Origin of the sequence: Inquilinus sp. Marseille-Q2685 (genome assembly GCF_916619195.1) — a bacterium.
Classification (GTDB): Bacteria; Pseudomonadota; Alphaproteobacteria; order DSM-16000; family Inquilinaceae; genus Inquilinus.
Genome location: NZ_CAKAKL010000001.1, coordinates 1,399,961 through 1,424,574 on the forward strand (window position 1 = coordinate 1,399,961; position 24,614 = coordinate 1,424,574).

General features: G+C 70.2%; 17 protein-coding genes. 1 reads left to right on the forward strand and 16 read right to left on the reverse strand.

Going from position 1 to position 24,614, the window contains the following annotated elements; translation table 11 throughout:
* Positions 1-2 precede the first annotated feature (2 nt).
* On the reverse strand, positions 3-476 hold the full coding sequence (locus LG391_RS06665) for a hypothetical protein (protein ID WP_225767189.1): 474 nt from the start codon (positions 474-476) through the stop codon (positions 3-5).
* Between the two features lie 460 nt (positions 477-936).
* Between LG391_RS06665 and LG391_RS06670 the strand changes: the two genes are divergently transcribed.
* Entirely contained in the window at positions 937-4,140 is a 3,204-nt protein-coding gene (locus LG391_RS06670) for a M10 family metallopeptidase C-terminal domain-containing protein (protein WP_225767190.1), read from the forward strand.
* Positions 4,141-4,201: 61 nt separating this feature from the next.
* On the opposite strand, the gene ligA is transcribed toward LG391_RS06670, so the two are convergent.
* The 15 genes from ligA to LG391_RS06745 all read right to left on the reverse strand — a co-directional run bounded on the left by ligA (position 4,202) and on the right by LG391_RS06745 (position 24,613).
* Positions 4,202-6,346 (reverse strand): NAD-dependent DNA ligase LigA, encoded by a 2,145-nt coding sequence (ligA, locus tag LG391_RS06675; protein WP_225767191.1) that lies wholly within the window; start codon positions 6,344-6,346, stop codon positions 4,202-4,204.
* A gap of 260 nt (positions 6,347-6,606) precedes the next feature.
* Positions 6,607-8,286: a DNA repair protein RecN gene (gene recN, locus LG391_RS06680; RefSeq protein WP_225767192.1), complete on the reverse strand. Its 1,680-nt coding sequence runs from the start codon at positions 8,284-8,286 to the stop codon at positions 6,607-6,609.
* 4 nt (positions 8,287-8,290) lie between these two features.
* Positions 8,291-9,121: an outer membrane protein assembly factor BamD gene (locus tag LG391_RS06685; RefSeq protein WP_225767193.1), complete on the reverse strand. Its 831-nt coding sequence runs from the start codon at positions 9,119-9,121 to the stop codon at positions 8,291-8,293.
* Positions 9,122-9,260: 139 nt separating this feature from the next.
* The gene (lpxC, locus tag LG391_RS06690; protein ID WP_225767194.1) at positions 9,261-10,226 is read right to left on the reverse strand and encodes a UDP-3-O-acyl-N-acetylglucosamine deacetylase; all 966 of its coding nucleotides are present in this window, start codon (positions 10,224-10,226) and stop codon (positions 9,261-9,263) included.
* A 422-nt stretch (positions 10,227-10,648) separates the two neighbouring features.
* A complete protein-coding gene (gene ftsZ, locus LG391_RS06695) occupies positions 10,649-12,316 on the reverse strand; it encodes a cell division protein FtsZ (RefSeq protein ID WP_225767195.1) in 1,668 nt (555 codons plus the stop codon).
* 111 nt (positions 12,317-12,427) lie between these two features.
* On the reverse strand, positions 12,428-13,690 hold the full coding sequence (gene ftsA / locus LG391_RS06700; protein ID WP_225767196.1) for a cell division protein FtsA: 1,263 nt from the start codon (positions 13,688-13,690) through the stop codon (positions 12,428-12,430).
* 36 nt (positions 13,691-13,726) lie between these two features.
* The gene (locus tag LG391_RS06705; RefSeq protein WP_225767197.1) at positions 13,727-14,593 is read right to left on the reverse strand and encodes a cell division protein FtsQ/DivIB; all 867 of its coding nucleotides are present in this window, start codon (positions 14,591-14,593) and stop codon (positions 13,727-13,729) included.
* On the reverse strand, positions 14,581-15,498 hold the full coding sequence (locus LG391_RS06710; RefSeq protein WP_225767198.1) for a D-alanine--D-alanine ligase: 918 nt from the start codon (positions 15,496-15,498) through the stop codon (positions 14,581-14,583). The genes LG391_RS06705 and LG391_RS06710 overlap by 13 nt, the downstream gene beginning before the upstream one ends.
* Positions 15,495-16,919: a UDP-N-acetylmuramate--L-alanine ligase gene (murC, locus tag LG391_RS06715; RefSeq protein WP_225767199.1), complete on the reverse strand. Its 1,425-nt coding sequence runs from the start codon at positions 16,917-16,919 to the stop codon at positions 15,495-15,497. Before murC ends, LG391_RS06710 begins: the two co-directional genes overlap by 4 nt.
* Positions 16,920-16,936: 17 nt before the next feature.
* The gene (gene murG, locus LG391_RS06720) at positions 16,937-18,064 is read right to left on the reverse strand and encodes an undecaprenyldiphospho-muramoylpentapeptide beta-N-acetylglucosaminyltransferase (RefSeq protein WP_225767200.1); all 1,128 of its coding nucleotides are present in this window, start codon (positions 18,062-18,064) and stop codon (positions 16,937-16,939) included.
* The gene (locus LG391_RS06725; RefSeq protein ID WP_225767201.1) at positions 18,061-19,182 is read right to left on the reverse strand and encodes an FtsW/RodA/SpoVE family cell cycle protein; all 1,122 of its coding nucleotides are present in this window, start codon (positions 19,180-19,182) and stop codon (positions 18,061-18,063) included. Before LG391_RS06725 ends, murG begins: the two co-directional genes overlap by 4 nt.
* The gene (murD, locus tag LG391_RS06730) at positions 19,183-20,580 is read right to left on the reverse strand and encodes a UDP-N-acetylmuramoyl-L-alanine--D-glutamate ligase (protein ID WP_225767202.1); all 1,398 of its coding nucleotides are present in this window, start codon (positions 20,578-20,580) and stop codon (positions 19,183-19,185) included.
* 4 nt (positions 20,581-20,584) lie between these two features.
* Positions 20,585-21,670 (reverse strand): phospho-N-acetylmuramoyl-pentapeptide-transferase, encoded by a 1,086-nt coding sequence (mraY, locus tag LG391_RS06735; protein WP_225767203.1) that lies wholly within the window; start codon positions 21,668-21,670, stop codon positions 20,585-20,587.
* A gap of 16 nt (positions 21,671-21,686) precedes the next feature.
* Complete coding sequence (locus tag LG391_RS06740) at positions 21,687-23,159, reverse strand: UDP-N-acetylmuramoylalanyl-D-glutamyl-2,6-diaminopimelate--D-alanyl-D-alanine ligase (RefSeq protein ID WP_225767204.1); 1,473 nt, start codon at positions 23,157-23,159, stop codon at positions 21,687-21,689.
* Positions 23,156-24,613: a UDP-N-acetylmuramoyl-L-alanyl-D-glutamate--2,6-diaminopimelate ligase gene (locus LG391_RS06745; RefSeq protein WP_225767205.1), complete on the reverse strand. Its 1,458-nt coding sequence runs from the start codon at positions 24,611-24,613 to the stop codon at positions 23,156-23,158. The genes LG391_RS06740 and LG391_RS06745 overlap by 4 nt, the downstream gene beginning before the upstream one ends.
* Position 24,614: the final 1 nt, after the last annotated feature.

The window sequence follows — 24,614 nt, forward strand, 5'->3', positions numbered from 1 at the left end:
CGCTATTGCGGCGCGCGGATCTGCCGGTTCGCTTCCGCCGCGAGCGGATGGTTCGCATAGGTCCGGGCGAAGTCGCGGTACGCCTCGGCCGTGCCGGCGCGCCGGGCGGCGTCGTAGGCCGCATAGACCGTGGCGTCCGGATCATGGGCCAGCGGCTTGTCGTCCGGCGCGGTCCGGCGCTGCAGCCGAAGCCGGGCTTCGTCCGCCAGGGCATGCCCGGGATGCCGCGCGATGAAGCGGATCAGCGCCGCGTTCGAGCCCTGGTCGACGGCCCCGCGAAACTCCCGCGCGATCACCGCCTGCTCGTCCGGCGGCCGCGCCATGTCGGTCTGCGCCGACATCCACCCGTCCTCCCGCGGCAAGGCACCGGCAATGCCGATGCCGGTCCGCCAGGGCAGCACGGCGAACGACAAGGACAGGGCAAGACAGGTGAACACCCGACGTCGCGCTTCCATTGTCCTCGCCGCCTCGATCACACGTATCACCAATGTCCTGCCGCCTGACTTCTCCGGATCGGAACGATCCGAATTGGATCTCAAAAATATGGCAAATCCATGGGCAAGATCGGAATGAGGAATTTAGGAAATTATTCAAACTCCTTTTCTTGACCAGCATACGATCTTAAATCATACAATTCTGACTTTTGTTACGCTTCTTGACTTTATAGAAAATCAAATGCATAATTTCCCGAATAGGAAAAGATCGTTTCCATTGGGATTGCTTGCGAGAATCCGGGAGATCGGCACGAATTTTTGACCAACAAAGCCAAAATCAGGACACTTTCGCAACATCATCTCATGCCACGGTCAACGTGGGCCCGAATCTATGCGCATCGAACGCAACTTCGGAGCCTGAACGATCGTCTTCTTCAATCATAACAAGTTGCGGATTCTCACTGAAAGGTTGCGGTTCTTCACCATGTAGGGGAGACCCGATATGAAATCGTCACAAATTCCTGCATATGACGCCCTGTTTTCGGAAGCCGATCCTTTCCACGACCCCCTGGCCTGGTCGCTGCAGCGGAAATGGTCGAGCGACCTGCTGTACCATCAGACCTTCTCCGACGTGTCCCGTCTGGACGCGGTCCTGGCCAACGGCAGAACTCTCGCGGACGCCATTCGCGCGGAACTCGGCGACCGATCCGACGGGGCCGTCGTTCCTGCCCCCGTCTCGGGCGCCACGTCCGGCGCGCCGAAGCCCGAGGAGAACGGTTCGGGCGACACCACCGCGGCCGTGGTCGCCTCCGGCAACCAGCAGATCGACGGGCTGCTGAGCGGCGTCCGCTGGTCGGACGGCTTCATCACCTACAGCGATCCGGATGCGGTGAGCGACTACCAGGCCGGCCACCCCGAAGCGTTCAGCGGCTTCGCGCAGATGACGGCGCAGCAGATGATCGCCGTCCACTTCGCGCTGAACTCGGTCATCTATACACAGCCCGTCGGTTCCTTCGGCTTCTCGGTCGAGGGGTTCACCAATCTCGGCATCGATTATGCCGGCAGCGGCTCGGGGCTCGGCACGATCCGCGTCGTCAACACCACAAACCCCAGCACGGCCTATGCCTACTACCCGGCCAACCAGGTCTATGGCGGCGACGCCTTCTTCGGGCCCAGCGGCGACCTGCCGACCGCCGGCAACTACGACTGGCACACCGTGATCCATGAGCTCGGCCACGCGCTGGGCCTGAAGCACGGCCACGAGACCAATGTCTTCGGCGCCCTGCCGGCCGATCGCGATTCGCTCGAATACTCGGTGATGACGTACCGCACCTTCATCGGCGACGATTCGAGCGGCTACAACTACGAGACTTGGGGCGCGCCCCAGACCTTCATGATGCTGGACATCGCCGCCTTGCAATACATGTACGGCGCGGATTTCAGCACCAATAGCGGCGACACGGTCTACAGCTGGAGCCCGACCGACGGCGCGACCTTCGTCAACGGCAGCATCGCCATCGCCCCGGGCGGCAACCGCATCTTCGCGACGATCTGGGACGGCGGCGGCGTCGACACCTACGACCTGTCGAACTACACCACCAATCTCACCCTGGACCTCAACCCGGGCAGCCATTCCGTCTTCTCCTCGGCCCAGCTCGCCTATCTCGGCGGCGGCCCGAACGGCGGCTATGCCCGCGGCAACATCTTCAACGCGCTGCTGTTCAACGGGGATTCCCGATCCTACATCGAGAACGCCAATGGCGGCAGCGGCAACGACACCATCCAGGGCAATGCCATCGGCAACCTGCTGAACGGCAATGCCGGCGTCGACACCCTCAACGGCAACAGCGGCAACGACACCCTCAACGGCGGCGACGGGAATGACGTCCTGCTGGGTGGCGTGGGGATTGACGTCGTCAACGGCGGCGCCGGCAACGACTGGATCGAGGGCGGCTTCTCCACCGACACGGTCGACGGCGGCGACGGCGACGACGTCTTCTATGTCCGCGACGGCGAGTTCGGCGACAACACCACCGGTGGCGCGGGGATCGACACGCTCGATCTCAGCAACTACACGTCGCGCGGCTCGACCGTGAATCTCGGCACGAACACCTATGATTTCGTCGCCACCTTCGGCGGCCCCTACAGCATCTCCGGGGTCGAGAACGTCAGCGGCACCCAGCTCGCCGACACGATCACCGGCGACTTCGCCAACAACACGCTGTACGGCAACGACGGCAATGACGTCCTCTATGGCGGCTCCGGCATCGACGTGCTCTACGGCGGCGCCGGCAACGACTGGATCGAGGGCGGCTTCTCCACCGACACGGTCGACGGCGGCGACGGCGACGACGTCTTCTATGTCCGCGACGGCGAGTTCGGCGACAACACCACCGGTGGCGCGGGGATCGACTGGCTCGACCTCAGCAACTATAGCTCGATGGGCGCGACTGTGAATCTCGCGGGGGGAGGCTATGACTTCTCTCCGAGTTTCGGCGGCCCCTACACCATCACCGGGGTCGAGAACGTCAGCGGCACCCAGCTCGCCGACACAATCATCGGCGACGGCACCAGCAACACAATCGTGGCCAACGGCGGCGCGGACACCTTGCAGGGTGGCGCCGGGAACGACGTCATCTACGGCGGTGACGGCGACGACCTGATCTGGAGCGGCGCAGGCGCCGACACACTCTACGGCGGGGCCGGTATCGATACGGCCACCTATACCGACAGCATCGCCGCGGTGGCGGTCGACCTGGCAACCGGAACCGGCGCGGGAGGCTATTCCAACCTCGATACCTTGGTCGACATCGAGAATGTCAACGGCAGCCAGTACAACGACACGCTGACCGGCAACGCCGGCATCAATGTGCTGCGCGGCACGAACGGCAACGACGTGCTCCGGGGCGCGGCCGGCGCCGACACGCTCAACGGCGGGGTGGGCGTCGACACGGCCACCTACTCCGAAAGCGCCATCGGGGTCACGATCGACTTGACCGCCGGCATCGGCATCGGCGGCAACGCCCAGGGTGACACCCTGGCCGGCATCGAAAACGTCAACGGCAGCCAGGGCAACGATACGCTGACCGGGGATGGGGCCGCCAACGTGCTGCGCGGCATGAACGGCAACGACATCCTCCGGAGCAGTGCCGGTGCCGATACCATGAACGGCGACGGCGGTACGGATCTCGCCAGCTACTACAACAGCATCGCCGCGGTGAATGTGAACCTGACCTCCGGAACCGGCTCGGGGGGCTATTCCAACGGCGATGCCCTGATCAGCATCGAGAACCTCTACGGCAGCCAGTACAGCGATACGCTGACCGGAAGCGCCGGCGCCAATGTCCTGCAAGGCTACAATGGCAAAGACACGCTGACCGGCAACGGCGGGGCGGACCGTTTCGTCTACGGTTCGGTCGGCGCCAGCACGGTCGGCGCGAATCGCGACGTCGTCACCGATTTCAGCCATGCCCAGACTGACCGGATCGATCTGTCCGGAATCGATGCCAACACCGGCGTGGCCGGCAACCAGGCCTTCGCCTTCATCGGCACCGCCGCCTATACCGGTGTGGCGGGGCAGCTGCGCTTCGCCGTCTCGGGCGGCCAGACCGTCATCGCCGGCGACGTCAACGGCGACGGCGCCTCGGATTTCCAGATCCAGCTCAACGGCTCGATCGCCCTCGTGGCGGCCGACTTCGTGCTGTGAGCCAAGCTGAAGAGATCTAGGAAAGATCCGTAACTCGCGAGGCCTGAGGGGCGCATACCCTTCAGGCCTCGGTCTTGTCGGGCGCCCTCTCCCCCCCCGCCCCGCCGATCAGGTCGAGCCATTCCTGTTCGGTCAGGGTGGTGACGCCGAGCTCGCGCGCCTTGGCGGCCTTGGAACCGGCATCGGCGCCGACCACCAGGTAGTCGGTCTTGCCGGAGACCGATCCGGCGACCTTGGCGCCGAGCGATTCCGCCCGCGCCTTCGCCTCGGGCCGCGTCATCGTCTCCAGCGTGCCGGTGAACACCACGGTCTTGCCGGCCACGGCGCTCGCGGTGGCGCGCGGCCGCACGAAATCCTCGACCGTCAGCTGGGCCGCCAGATCGTCCAGCACCGTCCGGTTGTGCTCCTCGGCGAAGAAGGCCAGCAGGTCGTCGGCCACGGACGGCCCGATCTGGTCGATCGCGGTGAGGTCGCGATACGCCTCGCCGTCGCGGTCCTGCGCCGCCTCCATGCCGGCCCGCCAGGCCGCGAAGCTGCCGTAGTGCCGGGCCAGCAGCTTGGCCGTCGCCTCGCCCACCTGGCGGATGCCGAGGGCGTAGATCAGGCGGTCGAGCGGAATGGTGCGCCGGCTCTCGATCGCCTCGAACAGCTTCTGCGCGCTCTTCGGCCCCCACCCCTCGCGGTTGCGCAGCGGCGTCAGGCTGGCCTTGTCCTGCTCCGCCAGCCGGAAGATGTCGCCCGGCGTCCGGATCAGCCCGTCGGCGTGGAACGCGCGGATGTGCTTGTCGCCCAACCCCTCGATGTCGAAGGCGTTGCGGGACACGAAGTGGCGCAGCCGCTCCACCGCCTGGGCCGGGCAGATCAGACCGCCGGTGCAGCGGCGGATGGCGCCGCCCTCCTCCCGCACCGCCAGGCTGCCGCATTCCGGGCAGGTCTCGGGGAAGACATATTCCGCCGCGCCTTCCGGCCGCCGCTCGAGGATCACCCGGACGATCTGGGGAATGACGTCGCCGGCGCGCTGCACCACCACCGTGTCGCCGATGCGGACGTCCTTGCGCCGGATCTCATCCTCGTTGTGCAGCGTGGCGTTGGAGACGACGACGCCGCCGACCGTGATCGGCTCCAGCCGCGCCACCGGGGTCAGCGACCCGGTGCGCCCGACCTGGATGTCGATCGCCTTCAGCACGGTCTGCGCCTGCTCGGCCGGGAATTTGTGCGCGGTGGCCCAGCGCGGCGCCCGGCTGACGAAGCCCAGCCGTTCCTGCCAGTCCAGCCGGTCGACCTTGTAGACCACGCCGTCGATGTCGAAGGGCAGCTCCGCCCGCAGCGCCGCGATCTCGTCGTAATAGGCCAGCAGCTCCTCGGCCGTATGGCACAGCCGCGACGGCTCGTTCAGGCGGAAACCCCAGCCGGCGAAGCGCCGGCGGATCTCCTCGATGGTCTTGCCCAGCGGCGCCGACACCTCGCCCCAGGTGTAGCCGAAGAACCGCAGCGGCCGCGACGCGGTGATCGACGGATCGAGCTGGCGCAGGCTCCCGGCGGCGGAGTTGCGCGGATTGGCGAAGATCGGCTCCCCGGCCTCGGCCCGGCGGGCGTTCAGGGCGGCGAAGTCGCTGCGCTCCATGTAGACCTCGCCGCGGATCTCCAGCACGTCCGGCGCGTCGCCGTTCAGGCGCTGCGGCACGTCCTTGATGGTCTTGACGTTGGCGGTGACGTCCTCGCCCTCGCTGCCGTCGCCGCGGGTCGCGGCCTGGACGAAGCGCCCCTTTTCGTAGCGCAGCGAGCAGGACAGGCCGTCGATCTTCGGCTCGGCCATGATCGCGACCGGCCGCTCCGGATCGTCGCGCAGCTCCTTGATGAAGGAGCGGACCGAGCTCAGGAAATCGTGCACGTCCTCCGCCGTGAAGGCGTTGCCCAGCGACAGCATCGGGATGGCGTGGCGGATCTTCCGGAAGCCGCCGGCGGGCGCCGCGCCGACCCTGGCCGAGGGGCTGTCCGGCCGGATCAGCTCGGGATACAGCGCCTCCAGCTCGGCATTGCGGCGGCGCAGCGCGTCGTATTCGGCGTCCGAGATGGTCGGGGCGTCGTGCTGGTGGTAGGCGATGTCATGGCCCGCGATCTCCCTGGCGAGGGCCTCCAGCTCCACCGCCGCCTCCTCCGGCGTCAGCGCGTCCACCGGCCGGCCGCGCAGATCCTGATCGCTCATCCCCGCCTCCCTCACGCGGCGGCCCGGGCGCGCCGCAGCGCGGCTTCCGCTCGCCGACTCATCCGAAAATCCTAGCGTCTGCAGCCCGGGTCACGCGAGATCCGTTCGATCGGGCTCAGAGACCGTTTGGAAACGCGCTGGCGTGAGCTGGCTGGCGGTGGTTTCGAGAACCGGAGCGCAGCGCACATTTGGTGCGTGAGCACCGGAAGCTTCGAGTCCGCCGTCAGACGGCCGCGCCAGTAGCATTTCCAAACGGGCTCTCAGGATCGGGCGGCGAGCAGGCTGTCTGCCGCGGCGCGCGCCTCCGCCGTGATCTTCGCGCCGGACAGCATCCGGGCGATCTCCTCGCGCCGCTCCCCCGCCGTCAGCGGCGCCCCCTGGGTGACGACGCTGCCGCCGCGTTCGGCCTTGCGCACCTGCCAGTGATGATCGGCGCGGGCCGCCACCTGCGGGCTGTGGGTCACCACCAGCACCTGCCCCTGCTGCCCCAGCCGCTTCAGCCGCTCGCCCACCGCATCGGCGACCGCACCGCCGATGCCGGCATCGACCTCGTCGAAGATCATCGACGGCAGGGTGCCGGGCGTGCCGCGCTGATGCACCAGCACCACCTTGATCGCCAGCATGAAGCGCGCGAGCTCGCCGCCCGAGGCGATCTTGCCGATCGGCCCGGGCGGGCTGCCGGGATTGGCCGCGACCAGGAAGGTGACGCGGTCGAGCCCGGCCGGGCCCCAATCGGCCTCCGCCAGCCGCTCGACCTCGGTGACGAAGCGGGCCCGCTCCATCTTCAGGGGCGGCAGTTCGGCCTTCACCCCGGCATCCAGCTTGGACGCCGCCTTGCGCCGGGCCTTGGACAACGCCTCGCCGGCCTGGACATAGGCGGTACGGGCCTCGGCGGCCGCCGAGGCCAAGCGCGCCAGCACCGCCGCCCGGTCCTCGACCAGGGCCAGCCGCTCGGCGAACTGCCGGCGCAGATCGGGTAGCGCCTCAGTCTCCACCCCATGCTTGCGGGCCAGGGAGCGCAGCGCGTAGAGCCGATCCTCGAGCCGCTCCAGCTCGCCGGCGTCGAGATCGATGTCGGCGGAGAAGCGCTCGATCGCGGTCGCCGCCTCGGCCGCCTCATCCAGGGCGCGGCCCAGCTGCTCCAGGATCGGGTCGAGGCGACCGGCCACGCGGTCGGCGATGCGCTGCAGCGCCCGCTGCGCCGCCACCAGCGCCCGCTCGGCGCCGCGATCGCCGGACAACTCGGCCAGCGCCGCGGCGACGCCCTCCATCACCTTCTCGCGGTGCTGCAGCAGGGCGCGGCGCTCGGTCAGCTGCGCCTCCTCCCCCGGCTCCGGCGCCAGCGCCTCCAGCTCCTCGACCGAATGGCGCAGGAAGCCTTCCTCGGCCTGGGCACGCTCGGCCTCGGCCAGCGCCTCCTCCTGCCGCCGCCGGGCGCCGCGCCAGGCCTCCCAGGCGGCGGCGCAGGCGGCGGCGAGCGTCTCGGCGCCGGCATAGGCGTCGAGCACGTCGCGATGCGTCTTGGGATCGAGCAGCCCCTGGGTGTCGAACTGGCCGTGCACCTCGACCAGCCCGGCGCCGATCTGGCGCAGCAGGCCGATCGAGATCGGCTGATCGTTGACGAAGGCGCGGCTGCGCCCGTCGGCGCCGACGCTGCGGCGCAGCACCAGCGTGTCGTCGACCGGCAGATCCTGCCCGGCCAGGAGATCCTTCACCGGATGGCCGTCGGGCAGCAGGAACTCGGCGCTGACGGTCGCGGTCTCGGCCCCGTGCCGCACCAGCCCGGACTCGCTGCGGCCGCCGAGGGCGAGGCCGAGCGCGTCGAGCAGGATCGACTTGCCGGCCCCGGTCTCGCCGGTCAGCGCCGACAGGCCTTCGGCAAAGCCGAGCGAGAGCTGTTCGATCAGAACCACATTCCTGATCGAAAGTCCGGCCAGCATGGGATCAGAGGATCGACCCGAGGGTGCGGTCGAAGAAGTCCTTGTCGTCGGGCGGGCGGATGCCGGACCCGGTCAGCAGCACATAGGCGTCCTGGTACCAGGGATCGCCCGGGTAGTTGTGGCCGAGCACCGCCGCGACGTGCCGCGCCTCGTCCTTCAGCCCGAGCGCGACATAGGCTTCGACCAGCCGCTCCAGCGCCTCCGGCACCTGGCTGGTGGTTTGCCAGTTCTTGACCACGCTGCGGAAGCGGTTGATCGCCGCGTTGTATTCCCCGCGCTTCAGGTAGAAGCGGCCGATCGCCATGTCCTTGCCGGCGAGCTGGTCGTAGGTCAGGTCCAGCTTCAGCTTGGCATCGCGGGCGTAGTCGCTGGTCGGGAAGCGGGTGATGACGTCGTTCAGCGCGTTCGTCGCCAGCTGGGTGATGCGCTGGTCGCGCTCCACATCCGAGATCCGGTCGTAGTAGCACAGCGCCTTCAGATAATAGGCGTAGGCCAGCTCCTCGCTGCCCGGATGCAGGCTGATGAAGCGGTCCAGCGCCACGATCGCGCCGTCGTAGTCGCCGCGCTTGTAGCTGGAATAGGCCGACATCAGCTGGGCCTTGGTCGCCCAGCTGGAATAGGGGTGCTGCCGCTCGACCTCGTCGAACCGGGTTGACGCCGTCTTGAAGTCGTTGTCGTCGAAGGCCTGCTGCGCCTGGGAATAGAGCGCCTCCGGCGGCTGGTCCGCGGCCGGCTTGGCATCTTCGGAGGAGGAACCGCCGCAGGCGGTGAGAAGAACGGCCGGCAGGACGAGCCCGACCCGCGCCAAGTGGCGAAACTGCAGACGCTTGTTCACTCGATCATCGCCTTCGGTTCTGTCCGGGCCCCTATATACCCACCCCGAACGCGAATGGCGAGACGCCTTCCCGCGGGCAGACGCACGTCGCCCCTCCGCGGGAATCCAGGGAGGGGCGACGGCGGCAAGCGGAACGGGATCAGGCCGCGTTGGCGGTGGGCAGCGCAGCGGCGGCGGCCGCCGGCCGGGTCCAGGGCTCGGCCGCGGTCTCGGCGCCGAAGCTGGTGTCGTAGCACCAGGCGGTGTCGTCGGCGAACAGGGCCCGCAGCAGCTGGTTGTTCAGCGCATGGCCGGCCTTGTAGCCGTGGAAATGGCCGAGGATCGGGGCGCCGGCGAGGTACAGGTCGCCGATCGAATCGAGAATCTTGTGGCGCACGAACTCGTCCTCGTAGCGCAGCCCCTCGGCGTTCATCACCCGGTCGCCATTGACCACGATCGCGTTCTCCAGCGACCCGCCGAGCGCGAGGCCGTGGCGGCGCAGCGCCTCCACCTCCTGGGCGAAGCCGAAGGTGCGGGCGCGGGCGATCTCGGTCTTGAAGTTGCCGTTCGCCAGCCGGATCAGGCCTTCCTGATGCGCGATCGCGCGACTCTGGAAGTCGATCTCGAAGCTGAAGGTGGTGCTGGCCGACGGCGTCAGCCGGGCCCAGCGGTCCTCGGCCGCGACCTCGACCGGCCGCAGCACGCGGATGCTCCGTCGCAATGCCGGCTGGCTGACCAGCCCGGCGCATTCGATCAGGAACACGAAGGGGGCCGCGCTGCCGTCCATGATCGGCACTTCCGGGCCGTTCAGCTCGACCACCGCATTGTCGACGCCGCAGCCGCGCAGCGCCGCCATCAGATGCTCGATGGTGCCGACCGACACGCCCTGGGCATTGCTGACGACGGTGCACAGACGGGTGTCCGAGACCTTGTCCCAGCGCGCGACGATGCTGCGCCGGCCCTGGGGGACGTCGGTGCGCACGAAGACGATGCCGGTGTTGATCTCACCGGGGCGCAGCACCATGGTGACGTCCTGGCCGCCATGCAGGCCGACGCCGGTGCACTTGATCGCGGTCTTCAGCGTCTTCTGCGTCGCCGCGCCCGATTCCGCCGAGATGTGAGCCACGATGGAGATGTCCTTCGCTTCGCTTACATGCACTTCGCAGCGCAAAGTGCTGATGGAGCGCCCCTTTCGGGACGAAGGCACCCTAGCCCCCTCGGCACGCCAGAAAAAATCACACTTTGTTTCGGACTGTTACGCGCCGCATTTCCGGTTGGATCCCAGCCGGAGCAAGGGCTTAGCCGGCGACCTTGGCTCCGCCGGGCGCTGGCGCCGCGGCCCCCAGGATCTCGGCGGCCGATCGACTCGGCGCCATGGCGCCGGGGCATCGCATACCCGCTGATAGGCCAGGGCGCGCCGCAAGGCAAGGCTTGGCCGCGACAAGAAAAAGCCGCCCGCGCGAGGCGGGCGGCAAGATCAGATCGGCAGAAATCCCCACCGGCCGCGAGGGGAGCGTGCGGCCGGTGGATGAAGCGGCAGGTCCGGCCTCAGTTCGCCTGGCGGCGAAGGAAGGCCGGGATGTCGAGCGCGTCCTCGTCGCTGCGCGGCAGCGGGGCGCGGCCGGCATCGATCGCCAGGCGCTGCTGCGCCACCGGGCGCGGCGCCTCGGGGGCCCGCGGCGGCTCCGCGGCGGCGCGCGGCGCCTGCTCCTGGCGCAGGGTCGGCTCGTGATGCGCCTCCGGCTGCGGCTGCTCCTCCTCCCGCAGCAGGCCGGTCACCCGACGGAACAGGCCCAGCTTCTTGCGGCCTTCGGCCGGCGCGGCCGGGGCCGCCTCGGCCGGACGCTGTGCCGCCGCCGGCTGCGGGGCGGCCATCGGGGCCGGGCGCGGCGCCATGAAGCCGGGGCGCGCGCCCGCCGACATTGCCGGGGCCCGGGCCGCAGCCGGCTGGACCGCCGGCTCCTGCACCTCGGCCACCGCCGGCTCGGCCTGGTCCCCGGCCGCGTAGTCCGGCTCCGGCGCCGCCTCGACCGGGGCCGGGGCCGCCGGGGCCTGCGGCTCGACCGGGGCCGGGGCGACCGGCTTCGGCGCCGGCTGGGCCATGGCGAAGCGCTGCGGCGTCCCCGCCGCCGGACGCGCCGGCATCATCGGCTGCGGCGCCGGGGCGCCCGCCGGCTGCTGCGGCTTGGCGCGATCGGCACCGGGCAGCGTGGTGGTGCTGTAGGTCTGCGGCCGCGGCGCCTGGTTGACCGCCATGTCGATGCCGGTGGCAACGACCGACACGCGCACCCGGCCCTCCATGCTCTCGTCGAAGGTCGAGCCGAAGATGATGTTGGCGTCGGGGTCGACCTCGTCGCGGATGCGGTTGGTCGCCTCGTCGACCTCGTACAGGGTCATGTCGAGGCCGCCCGTGATGTTGATCAGGACGCCCTTGGCCCCCTTCATCGAGATGTCGTCGAGCAGCGGGTTCGAGATCGCGGCCTCGGCGGCACTGATCGAGCGGCGCTCGCCCTCGGCCTCGCCGGTGCCCATCATCGCCTTGCCCATCTCGGCCATCACCGTGCGGATGTCGGCGAAGTCGAGGTTGATCAGGCCCGGCTGCACCATCAGGTCGGTGACGCCGCGCACGCCCGAATGCAGCACCTCGTCCGCCATCCGGAAGGCGTCCGCGAAGGTCGTCTTCTCATTGGCGATGCGGAACAGGTTCTGGTTCGGGATGATGATCAGGGTGTCGACGTACTGCTGCAGCTCCTGCAGCCCCTGCTCGGCCATGCGCATGCGGTGCGCGCCCTCGAAGTGGAAGGGCTTGGTCACCACGCCGACCGTCAGGATGCCCTGCTCGCGCGCCGCGCGGGCGATCACGGGCGCGGCGCCGGTGCCGGTGCCGCCGCCCATGCCGGCGGTGATGAACACCATGTGCGCGCCTTCGAGATGGGCGACGATGTGCTCCATCGCCTCCTCGGCCGAGGCCCGGCCGATGTCGGGCCGCGACCCGGCGCCGAGGCCCTGGGTCAGCCCGGCGCCGAGCTGGATCCGCTTCTGCGCCGCGGAGCCCGCCAGCGCCTGCGCGTCGGTGTTGGCCACCACGAACTCGACCCCGGCCAGGTTGGCCCGGATCATGTTGTTGACGGCATTGCCGCCGGCGCCGCCGACGCCAACCACGGTGATCCGCGGCTGGAGGCTGACATCGCCCTGCGGGATGCTGAGATTGATCATGTCGATGCTCCCCTACTGTCCCCTATTCACCCTGTCCGCTTCCCACCCGTCCGGTCCGTGCTCCCGGCATCGCCCCGGATGGCCAGGCGTGCCGGGTTGACTGGTCTCTGCTCAGAGGTTGTCACGGAACCACCCCCCGATCCGGCTGAAGAAGCCGCCGCCCGAGGCGCCGCTCTCCTCCAGCCCCGGGCCCGAGCCGACCAGGTCGGCAGGCCCCGAAATGGCGTAGGCCAGGAGGCCCGTCGCCGTCGAAAAGCTCGGCCCCGCGGTCGCCTCGGCCAGGCCGTCGAGGCCCAGCGGGCGGCCCATGCGGACCTGCTTGTCCAGCACCAGCTGGGCCAGTTCGCGCGCGCCCTGCAGCTGCGAACCGCCGCCGGTCAGCACCACGCGGCGGCCGAAGGCCTTGTCGAAGCCGCTGGCCTCGAGCCGCGAGCGCACCATCTCGAAGATCTCCTCCATCCGCGGCTGGATGATCCCGGTCAGCAGGCTCTTCGGCACATGGGTCGGCTGGCTGTCCTCCTCCTCGCCGACCTGCGGCACGTCGATCACCTCGCGGTCGTCGGCGACGGACGGCAGGGCCGAGCCGTAGAGGGTCTTCATCCGCTCGGCGTGCACCACCGGCGTGGTCAGGCCGCGGGCGATGTCGTTGGTGACATGCGCGCCGCCGACCGGCAGGCAGTCGGCGAAGACCAGCCGGCCTTCGATGAACACGGCGAGCGAGGTGGTGCCGCCGCCCATGTCGATCACGGTGCAGCCCAGCTCGCGCTCGTCCGGCACCAGGCAGGCCAGGCCCGAGGCGTAGGGCGAGAGGATGACGCTCTCGACCTCGAGATGGGCCCGGTTGACGCAGCTGGTCAGGTTGCGCACCGCGCCGGTGTTGGCGGTGATCAGGTGCAGATCGATGCTGAGGGACTCGCCGACCATGCCGCGCGGATCGCGCACGCCGCGAACCTCGTCGAGGCCGTAGCTGATCGGCACGGCGTGGATCACCTCGGCGTCGGTGGCGACGCTGCCGTTGAAGGCGCGGGCGGCGCGACGCAGGTCGTTGTCGGTGACCTCGCGGCCGCCGACCGGCACCTGCAGCGACAGGCTCTGCGACGCCGGATGGCCGCCGGAGAGGTTGACGATCACCTCGTTGACGGTCTCGCCGGCCATCTGCTCCGCCGCCTGGACCGCGAGCGCGATGGTCTTCTCCGCCGCGTCGAGCTCGACGATCGCGCCGGCGCGGACGCCGCGGCTGGCCTGGTGGCCGATGCCGATCACCTGCGCCTTGCCCTCGTCGGCCACGCGCGCGATGAAGCACACGACCTTGGTCGTGCCGAGATCGACCGCGGCGACGATCGAGCCCCTCGCGCGGGTGCGGGGGCGGCGCATCGCGTTAAATCCCATGAGAGCCATCCGCGCCGCCCATCACGTCTTGTCCTTGGTCGGCGCCCGCTGCGCCGCCGCCGCGGGGGTGAGCTGGAGCACCATCCGGTCGCCCAGGCGCAGATCGACCGCCACGATGTCGCGGTCCAGCACCGAATCCTTGCGCTGCGCCTCGTCCAGCCGGGCCAGCGCCGGGGCGATGTCGCCGTCCGGCAGCTTCACGGTGACGTGGTTGTCCAGCACCAGGTCCCAGCGCCGGCCGCCGACCCGCATGGCTGAGCGGATCCGGCGGGCGATGTCCGGCGTCTTCGACAGGGCGTCGATCAGCGCCGCCGCGGTCGCGGCCGCATCGCCGCCGACCACCATCGGCAGGTCCGGGTAGTCCGCCACCGACGGCACCGGCAGGACATGGCCCTCGCGGTCGATCAGGCTGAAGCTCTGGTTGTTCTGCCACAGCGCCAGCGGCATCCGCTCCTCGATCCGCACGAACACCGTGTCCGGCAGCCGCCGCTCGACGCTGGCCGAACGGATCCAGGGGATGTCCAGCAGCTTGGCCTGGGCGGCGTCGGGGTCGAGGTCGAAGATCGGGTCGCCGCGGCCGACGCCGAGCGCCGCCATGATCACGCCGCCATCGACCGAGCGCCGGCCCTCGACCAGCACCTCCTGCACCGAGAAGCCGGCCGCCACGGTCAGCCCCATCACGGCGCCGTGGATGCCGCGCCCGGCGGCGGTCAGCGTGCCGCTGGTCCACAGCGCGGCCAGGAGGCCGAACACGGCGATGCCGCCCAGCGCCATGCCGCCCAGGCGCAGCGCCGCCGCCTGGCGCCGGGCCATCGGCTTGCGGCGCACCGAGGTGCCGCCGCCGCCGCGCCGTCGCGCGGAGTCGGGCTCGGCGCTCAGCGGGCGCATGCGGCGTCCTCCAAGAGCCATTCGCAGAGATCGGCGAAGTCGACGCCGACATGCCTGGCCTGCTCCGGCACCAGCGAGATCGGGGTGAAGCCCGGCTGGGTGTTGATCTCGAGGAAATACAGTCCCTCGGTCCCCGGCCGGGTGTCGTCCCAGCGGAAATCGGTGCGGCTGATGCCGCGGCAGCCGAGCGTGCGGTGCGCCAGCAGCGCCAGGCGCATGGCCTCCGCGGAGACGTCGTCCGGCACCTGCGCCGGCAGGGTGTGGACGGCGTGGCCCTCGGTGTACTTCGCGTCGTAGTCGAAGAAGGCGTGGGTGTGCGCGATCTCGGTCACGGTCAGGGCGCGGTCGCCCATCACGCCGACGGTCAGCTCGCGGCCGGGTACGTATTCCTCGACCAGCGCGTCGCCGTAGCCCCAGGCGGCCAGGTCGATCGGCGGCACGTTGTCGTTGGCGCGGACGATGCGGACGCCGACGCTGGAGCCCTCGGCCGCCGGCTTGACCACATAGGGCGGCTCCATCAGGTGGCGCTCGGCCACCTGCTCCGGCGGCGCCACCACGCCGCGGGCGGTGCGGATGCCGACCGCGCCGACCACCTGCTTGGTCGCCGGCTTGGACATAGCGATCGCCGAGGGCCGCACGCCGGAATGGGTGTAGGGCAGGCCCAGCATGTCGAGCACGCCCTGGATCGTGCCGTCCTCCCCGCCCTTGCCGTGCAGGGCGTTGAACACCACGTCCGGTGCCGGCCGCAGGGCGCGCAGCAGCGCGTCGAGGTCGCGGCCGACATCGATCAGCTCGACCCGGTGGCCGCGCCCGCGCAGCGCCACGGCCACGGCCTTGCCGGAGACGAGGCTGACCTCGCGCTCCGCCGACCAGCCGCCGTAGAGGACCGCAACCGATTTCGTCATCGGCCCGCCTTCGCGCGCAGCGCGTCGAGCTCGGCGGGCAGGGCGTTGGCCCAGGCGGTGATGTTGCCGGCGCCGAGGCAGACCACGAAGTCGCCCGGCTGGGCCAGGTCGTAGGCGAGCTGCGGCAGCGCCTCCGGCCCCGGCAGCGGGATCACCCGGCGGTGGCCGCTGTCGCGCAGCCCTTCGACCAGGGCCGATCGGGTGGCGCCCTCGATCGGCGCCTCGCCGGCGGCATAGACATCCGCGACCACGACGATGTCGGCGTCGTTGAAGCAGGTGCAGAATTCCTGGAACAGGCTGGCCAGGCGGCTGTAGCGGTGCGGCTGCACCACGGCGATCACCTTGTGCTTCTGGGCCGCGGCCCGGGCCGCCTTGAGCACCGCCGCAATCTCCACCGGGTGGTGGCCGTAATCGTCGATCACCGTCACGCCGCCCGACTCGCCGGTCTTGGTGAACCGGCGCTTCACACCGCTGAAGCGCGCAAGCGTTTCGATGATCTGCCCGTCGTCCATTCCCATCTCATGGGCCACGGCGATAGCGGCCAATGCATTCTGGATATTGTGTTGCCCGAGCATTGGCAACACAATATCGCGGATCATTCGGCTTTTTCCGGACTGCCTGTCCTGGAGCACGGCGGTGAACCGCGAGCCGCGCGATTCGATCGAGAAATCGACCGCGCGGACGTCGGCTTGCGGGCTGAATCCGTAGGTGACGATGCGCCGGTCGGTGACCCGCGAGATCAGCGCCTGCACCTCCGGATGGTCGATGCAGAGAACCGCGAATCCGTAGAACGGCGTGTTGGTGACGAACTGCTCGAACGCCGCCTTCACCGAGTCGAAATCGCCGTAGAAGTCGAGATGCTCGGGATCGATGTTGGTGACCACGACAATGGTCGCCGGCAGCCGGGTGAAGGTGCCGTCACTCTCGTCCGCCTCGACCACCATCCAGTCGCCCTGGCCGAGCCGGGCGTTGGTGCCGTAGGCGTTGATGATGCCGCCGTTGATGATGGTCGGGTCCATGCCGGCGCCGTCGATCATCGCCGCCACCAGGCTGGTGGTGGTGGTCTTGCCGTGGGTGCCGCCGATCGCGATCGACCATTTCAGCCGCATCAGCTCGGCCAGCATCTCGGCCCGGCGCACCACCGGGATCAGGGCGGCGCGGGCGGCCTTGACCTCGGGGTTGTCGCTCTTCACCGCTGAGGAGATCACGACCACCGCGGCGTCGCCCAGATGGGCCGCGGCATGGCCGATCTTGACGTCGATGCCGGCCTTGCGCAGGCGCTGGACATTGGCGCTCTCGGCCACGTCGGTGCCCTGCACGGAATAGCCGAGATTGTGCAGGATCTCGGCGATCCCGCTCATGCCGATGCCGCCGATCCCCACGAAGTGGATCATCCCAATGTCGAGCGGCATCTGCCTCATCGGCGGTACTCCTTAACTTACGCTCCGGTTGCGGCCGACGCGCGAAGGCCCGCCGCCTGCCCGGCGAGGGCAAGGACGAGGTCGGCGAGTCGGTCGGCGGCATCCGGATGGGCTGCGGCGCGCGCGGCGCCGGCGGCCTCCACCAGGACGGAGGGGCGGGTGTACAGGTGTTCGAGACGCGATGCCAGCACTTCCGGCGTGAGGTCCGACTGCGGCATCAGCCACCCACCGCCGGAGGCCGCGATGGCCCTGGCATTGGCGGTCTGGTGGTCGTCCATGGCGAAGGGATATGGCACCAGGATGGCGGGGCGGCCGATGGTCGCAAGCTCCGCCGCGGTCGAGGCGCCGGACCGGCAGATCACCAGCTGGGCGGCGGCCAGCCGCTCCGGCACGTCGTCGAAGAAGGTCGACAGCGTGGCGTCGGCGCCGATCGCGGCGTAGCGGCCGCGGCAGGCCTCGATGTCCTCGGGCCGGCACTGCTGCACGATCGACAGGCGGTTCCGCAGCCCGTCCGGCAGCAGCGCCACCGCGGCCGGGATCAGCTCGCTGAACACCCGCGCGCCCTGGCTGCCGCCGAGCACCAGCAGGGTCAGCCGGCCGTCCTCCGTCGGCGCCGGATAGGGCGCGTCGGCCTTGGCCGCGATCGCCGGGCGGACCGGGTTTCCGGTGACCTCGACTCGCCGGCTTTCCTGGCCTGCCGACTGCAGCGGGAAGCCGGTGGCGATGGCGGCGGCGCGGCCGGCCAGCCAGCGGTTGACCCGGCCCAGGAGGGCGTTCTGCTCGTGCAGCAGCACCGGGATGCCGGCGCGGGACGCGGCCAGCACGGTCGGGGCGGAGGGATAGCCGCCGAAGCCGACCACGGCGGCCGGCCGGTGCCGGCGCAGCACGCCGCTGGCGTCGAGATAGCCGAGACCGAGCAGGGTCGCGGCCTTCAGCTTGCCCAGCAGCCCCGGCGCCACGGTGGCGGAGCGGACGGGATCGACCGGCACCTCGGGCAGCCGGTCGCCGAAGGCGCGGCCGCGCGGGTCGGTGGCCAGGCGCACGGCATGGCCGCGGGCGATCAGCGTGCGGGCCAGCGCCTCGGCCGGGAAGACATGGCCGCCGGTGCCGCCCGCGGCCAGCAGGATGGGGCGGGCATCACTCACCGGATCCCGCTCCCGGCATGCCTGCGGGTCAGCGCCAGCACCATGCCCATGCCGTAGCCCAGCGCGATCAGGGAGGAGCCGCCGTAGCTGACGAAGGGCAGCGTCATGCCCTTGGTCGGGATCAGGTGCAGGGTCGAGGCCATGTTGATCGCCGCCTGCAGCCCGAACTGGGTGACGAGGCCGACCACCGCCAGCATGATGAACAGGTTGGTCTCGTTCATCACCCGCGACAGGCCGCGGACCACGATGAAGGCGAACAGCGCCACCAGCAGCAGGCAGAAGAACAGGCCGAACTCCTCGCCGCCGACGGCGAAGATGAAGTCGGCATGGGCGTCCGGCAGGTACAGCTTGACCGAGCCCTCGCCCGGCCCGGTGCCGAACACCCCGCCATTGGTGAAGGCCTCGATCGCGCGGTCGACCTGGTAGTTGTCGCCGGTCGAGGGGTCGAGGAAGCGGTCGATGCGGCTGCGCACATGCTCGAACAGGAAGTAGGAGCCGACCAGGCCGCCGGCGCCCATGCCGATCAGCCCGACCACCAGGAACATCGGCAGCCCGGCGATGAAGAACTGGATGAACCAGACCGCAGTGACCACCACGGTCATGCCGAGATCCGGCTGCGACAGCAGCAGAACCACGATCAGCGCGTAGAGCACGGTCGAGGCGATGTAGCCGGGAAAGCCTGGCCGGGTCTTCTGCTGCGCGAACAGCCAGGCGGCGGCCACGGCGAAGGCCGGCTTGACGAATTCCGAGGGTTGCAGCGACATGCCGGGCAGCTGGATCCAGCGGGTCGCGCCCTTGATCTCGACGCCGACGAACAGCGTGGCGAAGACCCCGAGCATCGACAGGAGCAGCACGATCGCCGCGGTGCGCCGGATCGCCGGCGGGCTCATCAGCGAGACCAGGAAGGTCAGCACGATGGCCGGCAGCAGCATCATCAGATGGCGTTCGATGAAGTAGAACTCGCCGAGATTGATGCGCTGGGCGACGGCCGGGCTGGCGGCCAGGATCAGGATCGCGCCGATGCCCATGATGATGCCGAGCAGCAGCAGCATCCAGCGGTCGACCGTCCACCACCAGCGGCCGATGACCGAGCTGTCGGCGCGATCCAGGGTCACCATCTAGAGCTCCCCCCTCTCCACCCGGACCTGCAGCCCCTTGACCGAGGCGGCGAAGGCCTCGCCGCGCGCCTCGAAATTGGCGAACTGGTCGAAGGAGGCGCAGGCCGGCGACAGCAGCACCACGGCATCGGCAGCGCCGTCCGCCTTGGCGGCCCGGTAGGCGGCCTCGATCGCGGCGTCGAGGTCGGTCGAGCGCTGATACGGCACCCGGCCCTCGAGATGCGCGGCGAATTTGGGCGCGCCCTCGCCGATCAGGAAGGCCTGGCGCACCCGCGGCAGGTAGGGGTCGACCGCTTCCAGCCCGCCCTCCTTGGGCCGGCCGCCGGCGATCCAGTAGATCGTGTCGTAGGAGCCGAGCGCCTTGGCCGCCGCGTCCGGGTTGGTGCCCTTGCTGTCGTTGACAAAGCGGATGCCGGCAACGGTGCCGACCAGCTGCTGGCGATGGGCCAGGCCGGGGAAGGTGCGGATCGCCGCGGCCAGCACCTCTTCCGGCACGCCGGCCGCCCGCGCGGCGGCCCAGACGCAGGCGGCGTTCTGGCCGTTATGGGCGCCCGGCAGGGCCGGCGCCCGGCGCAGGTCGAGCACCGCGCGGGCTTCGCCCTCGGTTGCATCGTGCAGCACGAAATCGCGGACGAAGACCCCTCCCTCGAGCGCACGCTCGGCCGAGATCGGGATCGCCCGGATCTCCGGCCGCGCTTTGGTCTTCTCGAACACCGCGCGGGAAAAGTCGTCGTCGACCCCGATCACCGCGGTGCCGCCCGGGCGGATGCCGTCGAGCAGCCGCTGCTTGGCGGCGACGTAGCCGGCCATGTCCGGATAGCGGTCGAGATGGTCGGGGGTGATATTGATGAAGACGCCGATCGACCAGGGCACCTCGGTGATGGTCTCGAGCTGGTAGGACGAGACCTCGAGCACGTACCAGCCGCCCGGCCCGACCGGGCGGAGACCGAGCGCGGCGGGGCCGAGATTGCCGCCGGCCTCGGAATCGAAGCCGGCCGCCTGGAACACGTGCTGCAGCAGCGCCGTGGTGGTCGACTTGCCGTTGGTGCCGGTGACGCCGAGGAAGCCGGCATCCGGCAGCGCCTCGGCCAGCAGGTCGATGTCGCCGACCAGGCGGCTGCCGGCCTCCAGCGCCCGGGCCACCGCCGGATGCGGCTGGGGATGGGTGCGCGGGATGCCAGGGCTGAGCATCACCAGATCGATGCCGGCCATCCCCTCGGCCGCAAAGTCGCGCACCGGCACGCCCTCGCGCTCGGCGAAGGAGCGGCCGGCGACCTTGTCATCCCAGGCCGCGACCTCGACCCCTGCGGCCTTCAGCGCCCGGATCGCGGCGGTGCCCGACTTGCCGAGGCCGAGGACGGCGACGCTGCGGCCCTTGAGATGCGAGAGGTCGATCATCCGATCACCTCAGCTTCAGGCTGGAGAGGCCGATCAGGGCCAGGATCACGGCGATGATCCAGAACCGGATCACGATGGTCGGCTCGGCCCAGCCCTTCTTCTCGTAATGATGGTGCAGCGGCGCCATGCGGAACACCCGCTTGCCGGTCAGCTTGAAGCTGGCGACCTGCACCATCACCGACACCGCCTCGAGCACGAACAGGCCGCCGATGATGGCCAGCACGATCTCGTGCTTGGTGATCATGGCGATGGCGCCGAGCGCGCCGCCCATCGACAGCGATCCGGTGTCGCCCATGAACACCATCGCCGGGGGCGCGTTGAACCAGAGGAACCCCAGCGCGCCGCCGATCAGGGCGCCGCAGAACACCGCCAGCTCGCCGGCGCCCGGGGCGTGGTGGATCTGTAGATATCCGGCGAACACGACATTGCCGGCGAGATAGGCGATCAGGCCGAAGCAGGTGGCGGCGATGATCACCGGCATGGTGGCGAGGCCGTCCAGCCCGTCGGTCAGGTTGACCGCGTTCGAGGCGCCGACCATGACCAGCATGGCGAAGGGGAAGAACAGGATGCCGAGCTCGACCATGACATCCTTGAGGAACGGGATGGCGACCGCGGTTTCCCGCACCTCCGGCGTCACCTGCAGGTACCAGTAGACGGCGACCAGCGCGATCACCCCCTGCACCACCAGCTTCAGCTTGCCGGAAAGGCCCTTGGGGTTGCGCTTGGTCAGCTTCAGGTAGTCGTCGCCGAAGCCGACCAGGCCGAAGCCGATCGTCACCAGCAGGACGATCCAGACGAAGGCGTTGCGCAGATCGGCCCAGAGCAGGGTCGAAACCACGATCGCGATCAGGATCATCAGCCCGCCCATGGTCGGCGTGCCGCGCTTCTTGAAATGGCCCTCCGGCCCGTCCTCGCGGATCGGCTGCCCCGCACCCTGCCGCGACTTCAGCCACCGGATCATCGCCGGCCCGATGACGAAGGCGATGACGAGCGCCGTCATCACCGCGGCCCCGGTCCGGAAGGTCAGGTACCGGAACAGGTTGAAGATCAGCGCCTGGTCGGCGAGCGGGGCAAAGAGGGCCGGAAGCACCGGGGACCTGTCCTTTTCAGAGGCCGTTGGCGACGCGTTTCGCCGAGGGCTGGGTGTGGGAGGCCCGGTTCTCGCGCGCCACGTGCAGATTTTCCAGCGCCTCGACGATCACGGCCATGCGGCTGCCGAGCGAGCCCTTGACCATGACGCAGTCGCCCGGGCGCACCGCCTCGGCCAGGACCGGCGCCAGGGCGGCGCTGTCGGCCGCATGGGCGCCGCGCCGGCCTTCCGGCAGCGCGTCGTGCAGCTGCTTCATGTCCGGGCCGCAGGTGAAGACCAGGTCGATGTCGCTGGCCAGCACATGCTGCTTCAGCGCCGCGTGCAGGGCCGGCGAGTCGGGGCCGAGCTCGAGCATGTCGCCGAGCACGGCGATGCGGCGCCCGTCGGGGCCGCTGTCGACCCCGCCCAGCACCTGGAGGCTGGCGGCGACCGAGACCGGGCTGGCGTTGTAGCTCTCGTCGATCAGCAGCAGCTTGCCGGCCTGGCCGCCGCGCTGCAGCTCGATCGTGATCCGCGCGCCGCGGCCGCGCAGCGGCGTGATCCGGCCCATGGCGCGGGCGGCGCCGCCGATGTTGGCGCCCATCGCCTTGGCCGCCAGCAGCACCGACAGGCTGTTCAGCACCCAGTGCCTGCCCGGGGCGGACAGGGTGTAGCGCACCGGTTCGCCCAGGATCACGGCGTCGACCGCGCTGGCCGCGGTGTGCAGCGAGCAGTCGACCAGCCGGGCGTCGGCCTCGGCATGCTCGCCGAAGCTCCAGATCCGGCCGACGCCCTGGGTCCGGGCATGGGCGACCAGGCGCGGGAAGAACGGGTTGTCGCGGTTCAGGATCGCCGTGCTCTCCGGCCCCATGCCGCGGAAGATCTCGGCCTTGGCGTCGGCGATGCCCTCGACCGAATGGAAATGCGCGGCGTGCACCGCCTCGACATTGGTGATGATGGCGACGTCCGGCTCGACCAGCCGGGACAGCGGCGCGATCTCGCCGGCATGGTTCATGCCGAGCTCGAACACGCCATAGGCGACCTGCTCCGGCATCCGCGACAGGCTGAGCGGCGCGCCCCACTGGTTGTTCAGATTGCCCTGGGAGGCATAGGCCGGAGCGGTGGCCGACAGGGCCAGCTTCAGCGCCTCCTTGGTGCTGGTCTTGCCGACCGAGCCGGTGACGCCGACGACCCGAGCCTCGCTGCGCATGCGGGCGAAGCGCGCCAGGTCGGTCAGCCCGTCCATGGTGTCCTCGACCACCAAGAGCGGCGCATCATGCGGCACGCCCTGCGGCACCCGGTCGACCATCACCGCCGCGGCGCCCTTGGCCAGGGCGTCCTTGACGTAGTCGTGGCCGTCGAAGTTCGGCCCGCGCAGCGCCACGAACAGGTCACCCGCCACGACCGAGCGGCTGTCGATCGAGACGCCGGTCGCCGCCCACTCGCCGACCTGCATCCCGTTGGTTGCGGCGGCCGCCTCCGCGGCCGGCCAGAGCGCAGGGGTGGTCATGGCGTTCGTCTCCATCGCGGGTCGCTCTTCACATCGGTCACGGCTGCGCGCGCCTGCTCCGCATCGTCGAACGGGCGTACGTCATCGCCGATAATCTGGCCGGTCTCATGGCCCTTTCCGGCCACGACCAGGACATCCTCGGGGCCGAGCCCGCCGACCGCGGCGCGGATGGCCTCGGCCCGGTCGCCGATCTCGGCGGCGCCGGGGCAGCCGGCCAGCACCTGGCGGCGGATCTCGGCCGGGTCCTCGCTGCGCGGGTTGTCGTCGGTGACGATCACGCGGTCGGCCAGGCGCGCCGCGATCTCGCCCATCAGCGGGCGCTTGGCGCGATCGCGGTCGCCGCCGCAGCCGAACACCACGACCAGCGCGCCGCGGGTGTGAGGACGCAGGGCGTTCAGCACAGTCTCCAGCGCGCCCGGCTTGTGCGAGTAGTCGACATAGACCGGGGCGCCGTTCGGGTGGCTGGCCACCAGCTCGACCCGGCCCGGGATGCCCTTCAGCTGCTCCAGGAGGCCGGCGGCAGTATCCAGGTCGGCGCCGTCGGCCGTCACCAGCGCCAGCGCGGTCAGGACATTGTAGGCCTGGAAGCCGCCGACCAGCGGCAGCTCCGCCCGATACGCCTTGCCGCCGGCGGTGAAGCGCAGGTCAATGCCGTGCGGCAGCGGCTCGGCCCGGTCCAGCCGGAACTCCCGGCCGGCGCGGCCCAGGGTCAGCACGGTTCGGCCGGCGGCACGGGCGCGGGCGACCAGCCCCGCCGCCTCCGGCACGTCGGCATTGATCACGGCGGTGCCGCCGGGCTGGAGCACCTCGTCGAACAGCCGCGCCTTGGCCGCCAGATAGGTCTCCATGGTGGCGTGGTAGTCGAGATGGTCCTGGGTGAAGTTGGTGAACGCCGCCAGCGTCACCCGCACCCCGTCCAGCCGGAACTGATCGAGGCCGTGCGACGACGCCTCCATCGCCAGCCTGGTCACCCCGGCCGCGGCCAGGTCGGCCAGCTCGGCATGCAGCGCCACCGGGTCCGGCGTGGTCAGCGAGCCGTAGCGTTCGCGGCCCGGCGCCATCACCCCGAGCGTGCCCAGGCTGGCCGCCTGGTGGCCCAGGAGGGTCCAGAGCTGGCGGGCGAAGTTGACGGTCGAGGTCTTGCCGCTGGGGCCGGTGACGGCGGCGATGGTGGCCGGCTGCTGCCCCGAGAACGCCGCGGCCCTCAGCGCCAGGCGGCGGCGCGGGTTCGGATCGGTGATCAGCGTCGCCTGTGCGCCCGGCGGCAGCACCGTACCCTCCGGCGCCAGGATCGCCGCGGCGCCGGCGGTCAGCGCATCGGCGATGAAGACGCGGCCGTCGGCGCGCGCGCCCGGCAGGGCCGCGAACAGGAAGCCGGGCCGGACGGCGCGGGAATCCGCGGTCAGCCCCTTGAGGCCGGCAGGAAGGAGCGAGGAGTCAGGAACGCCGGGCATG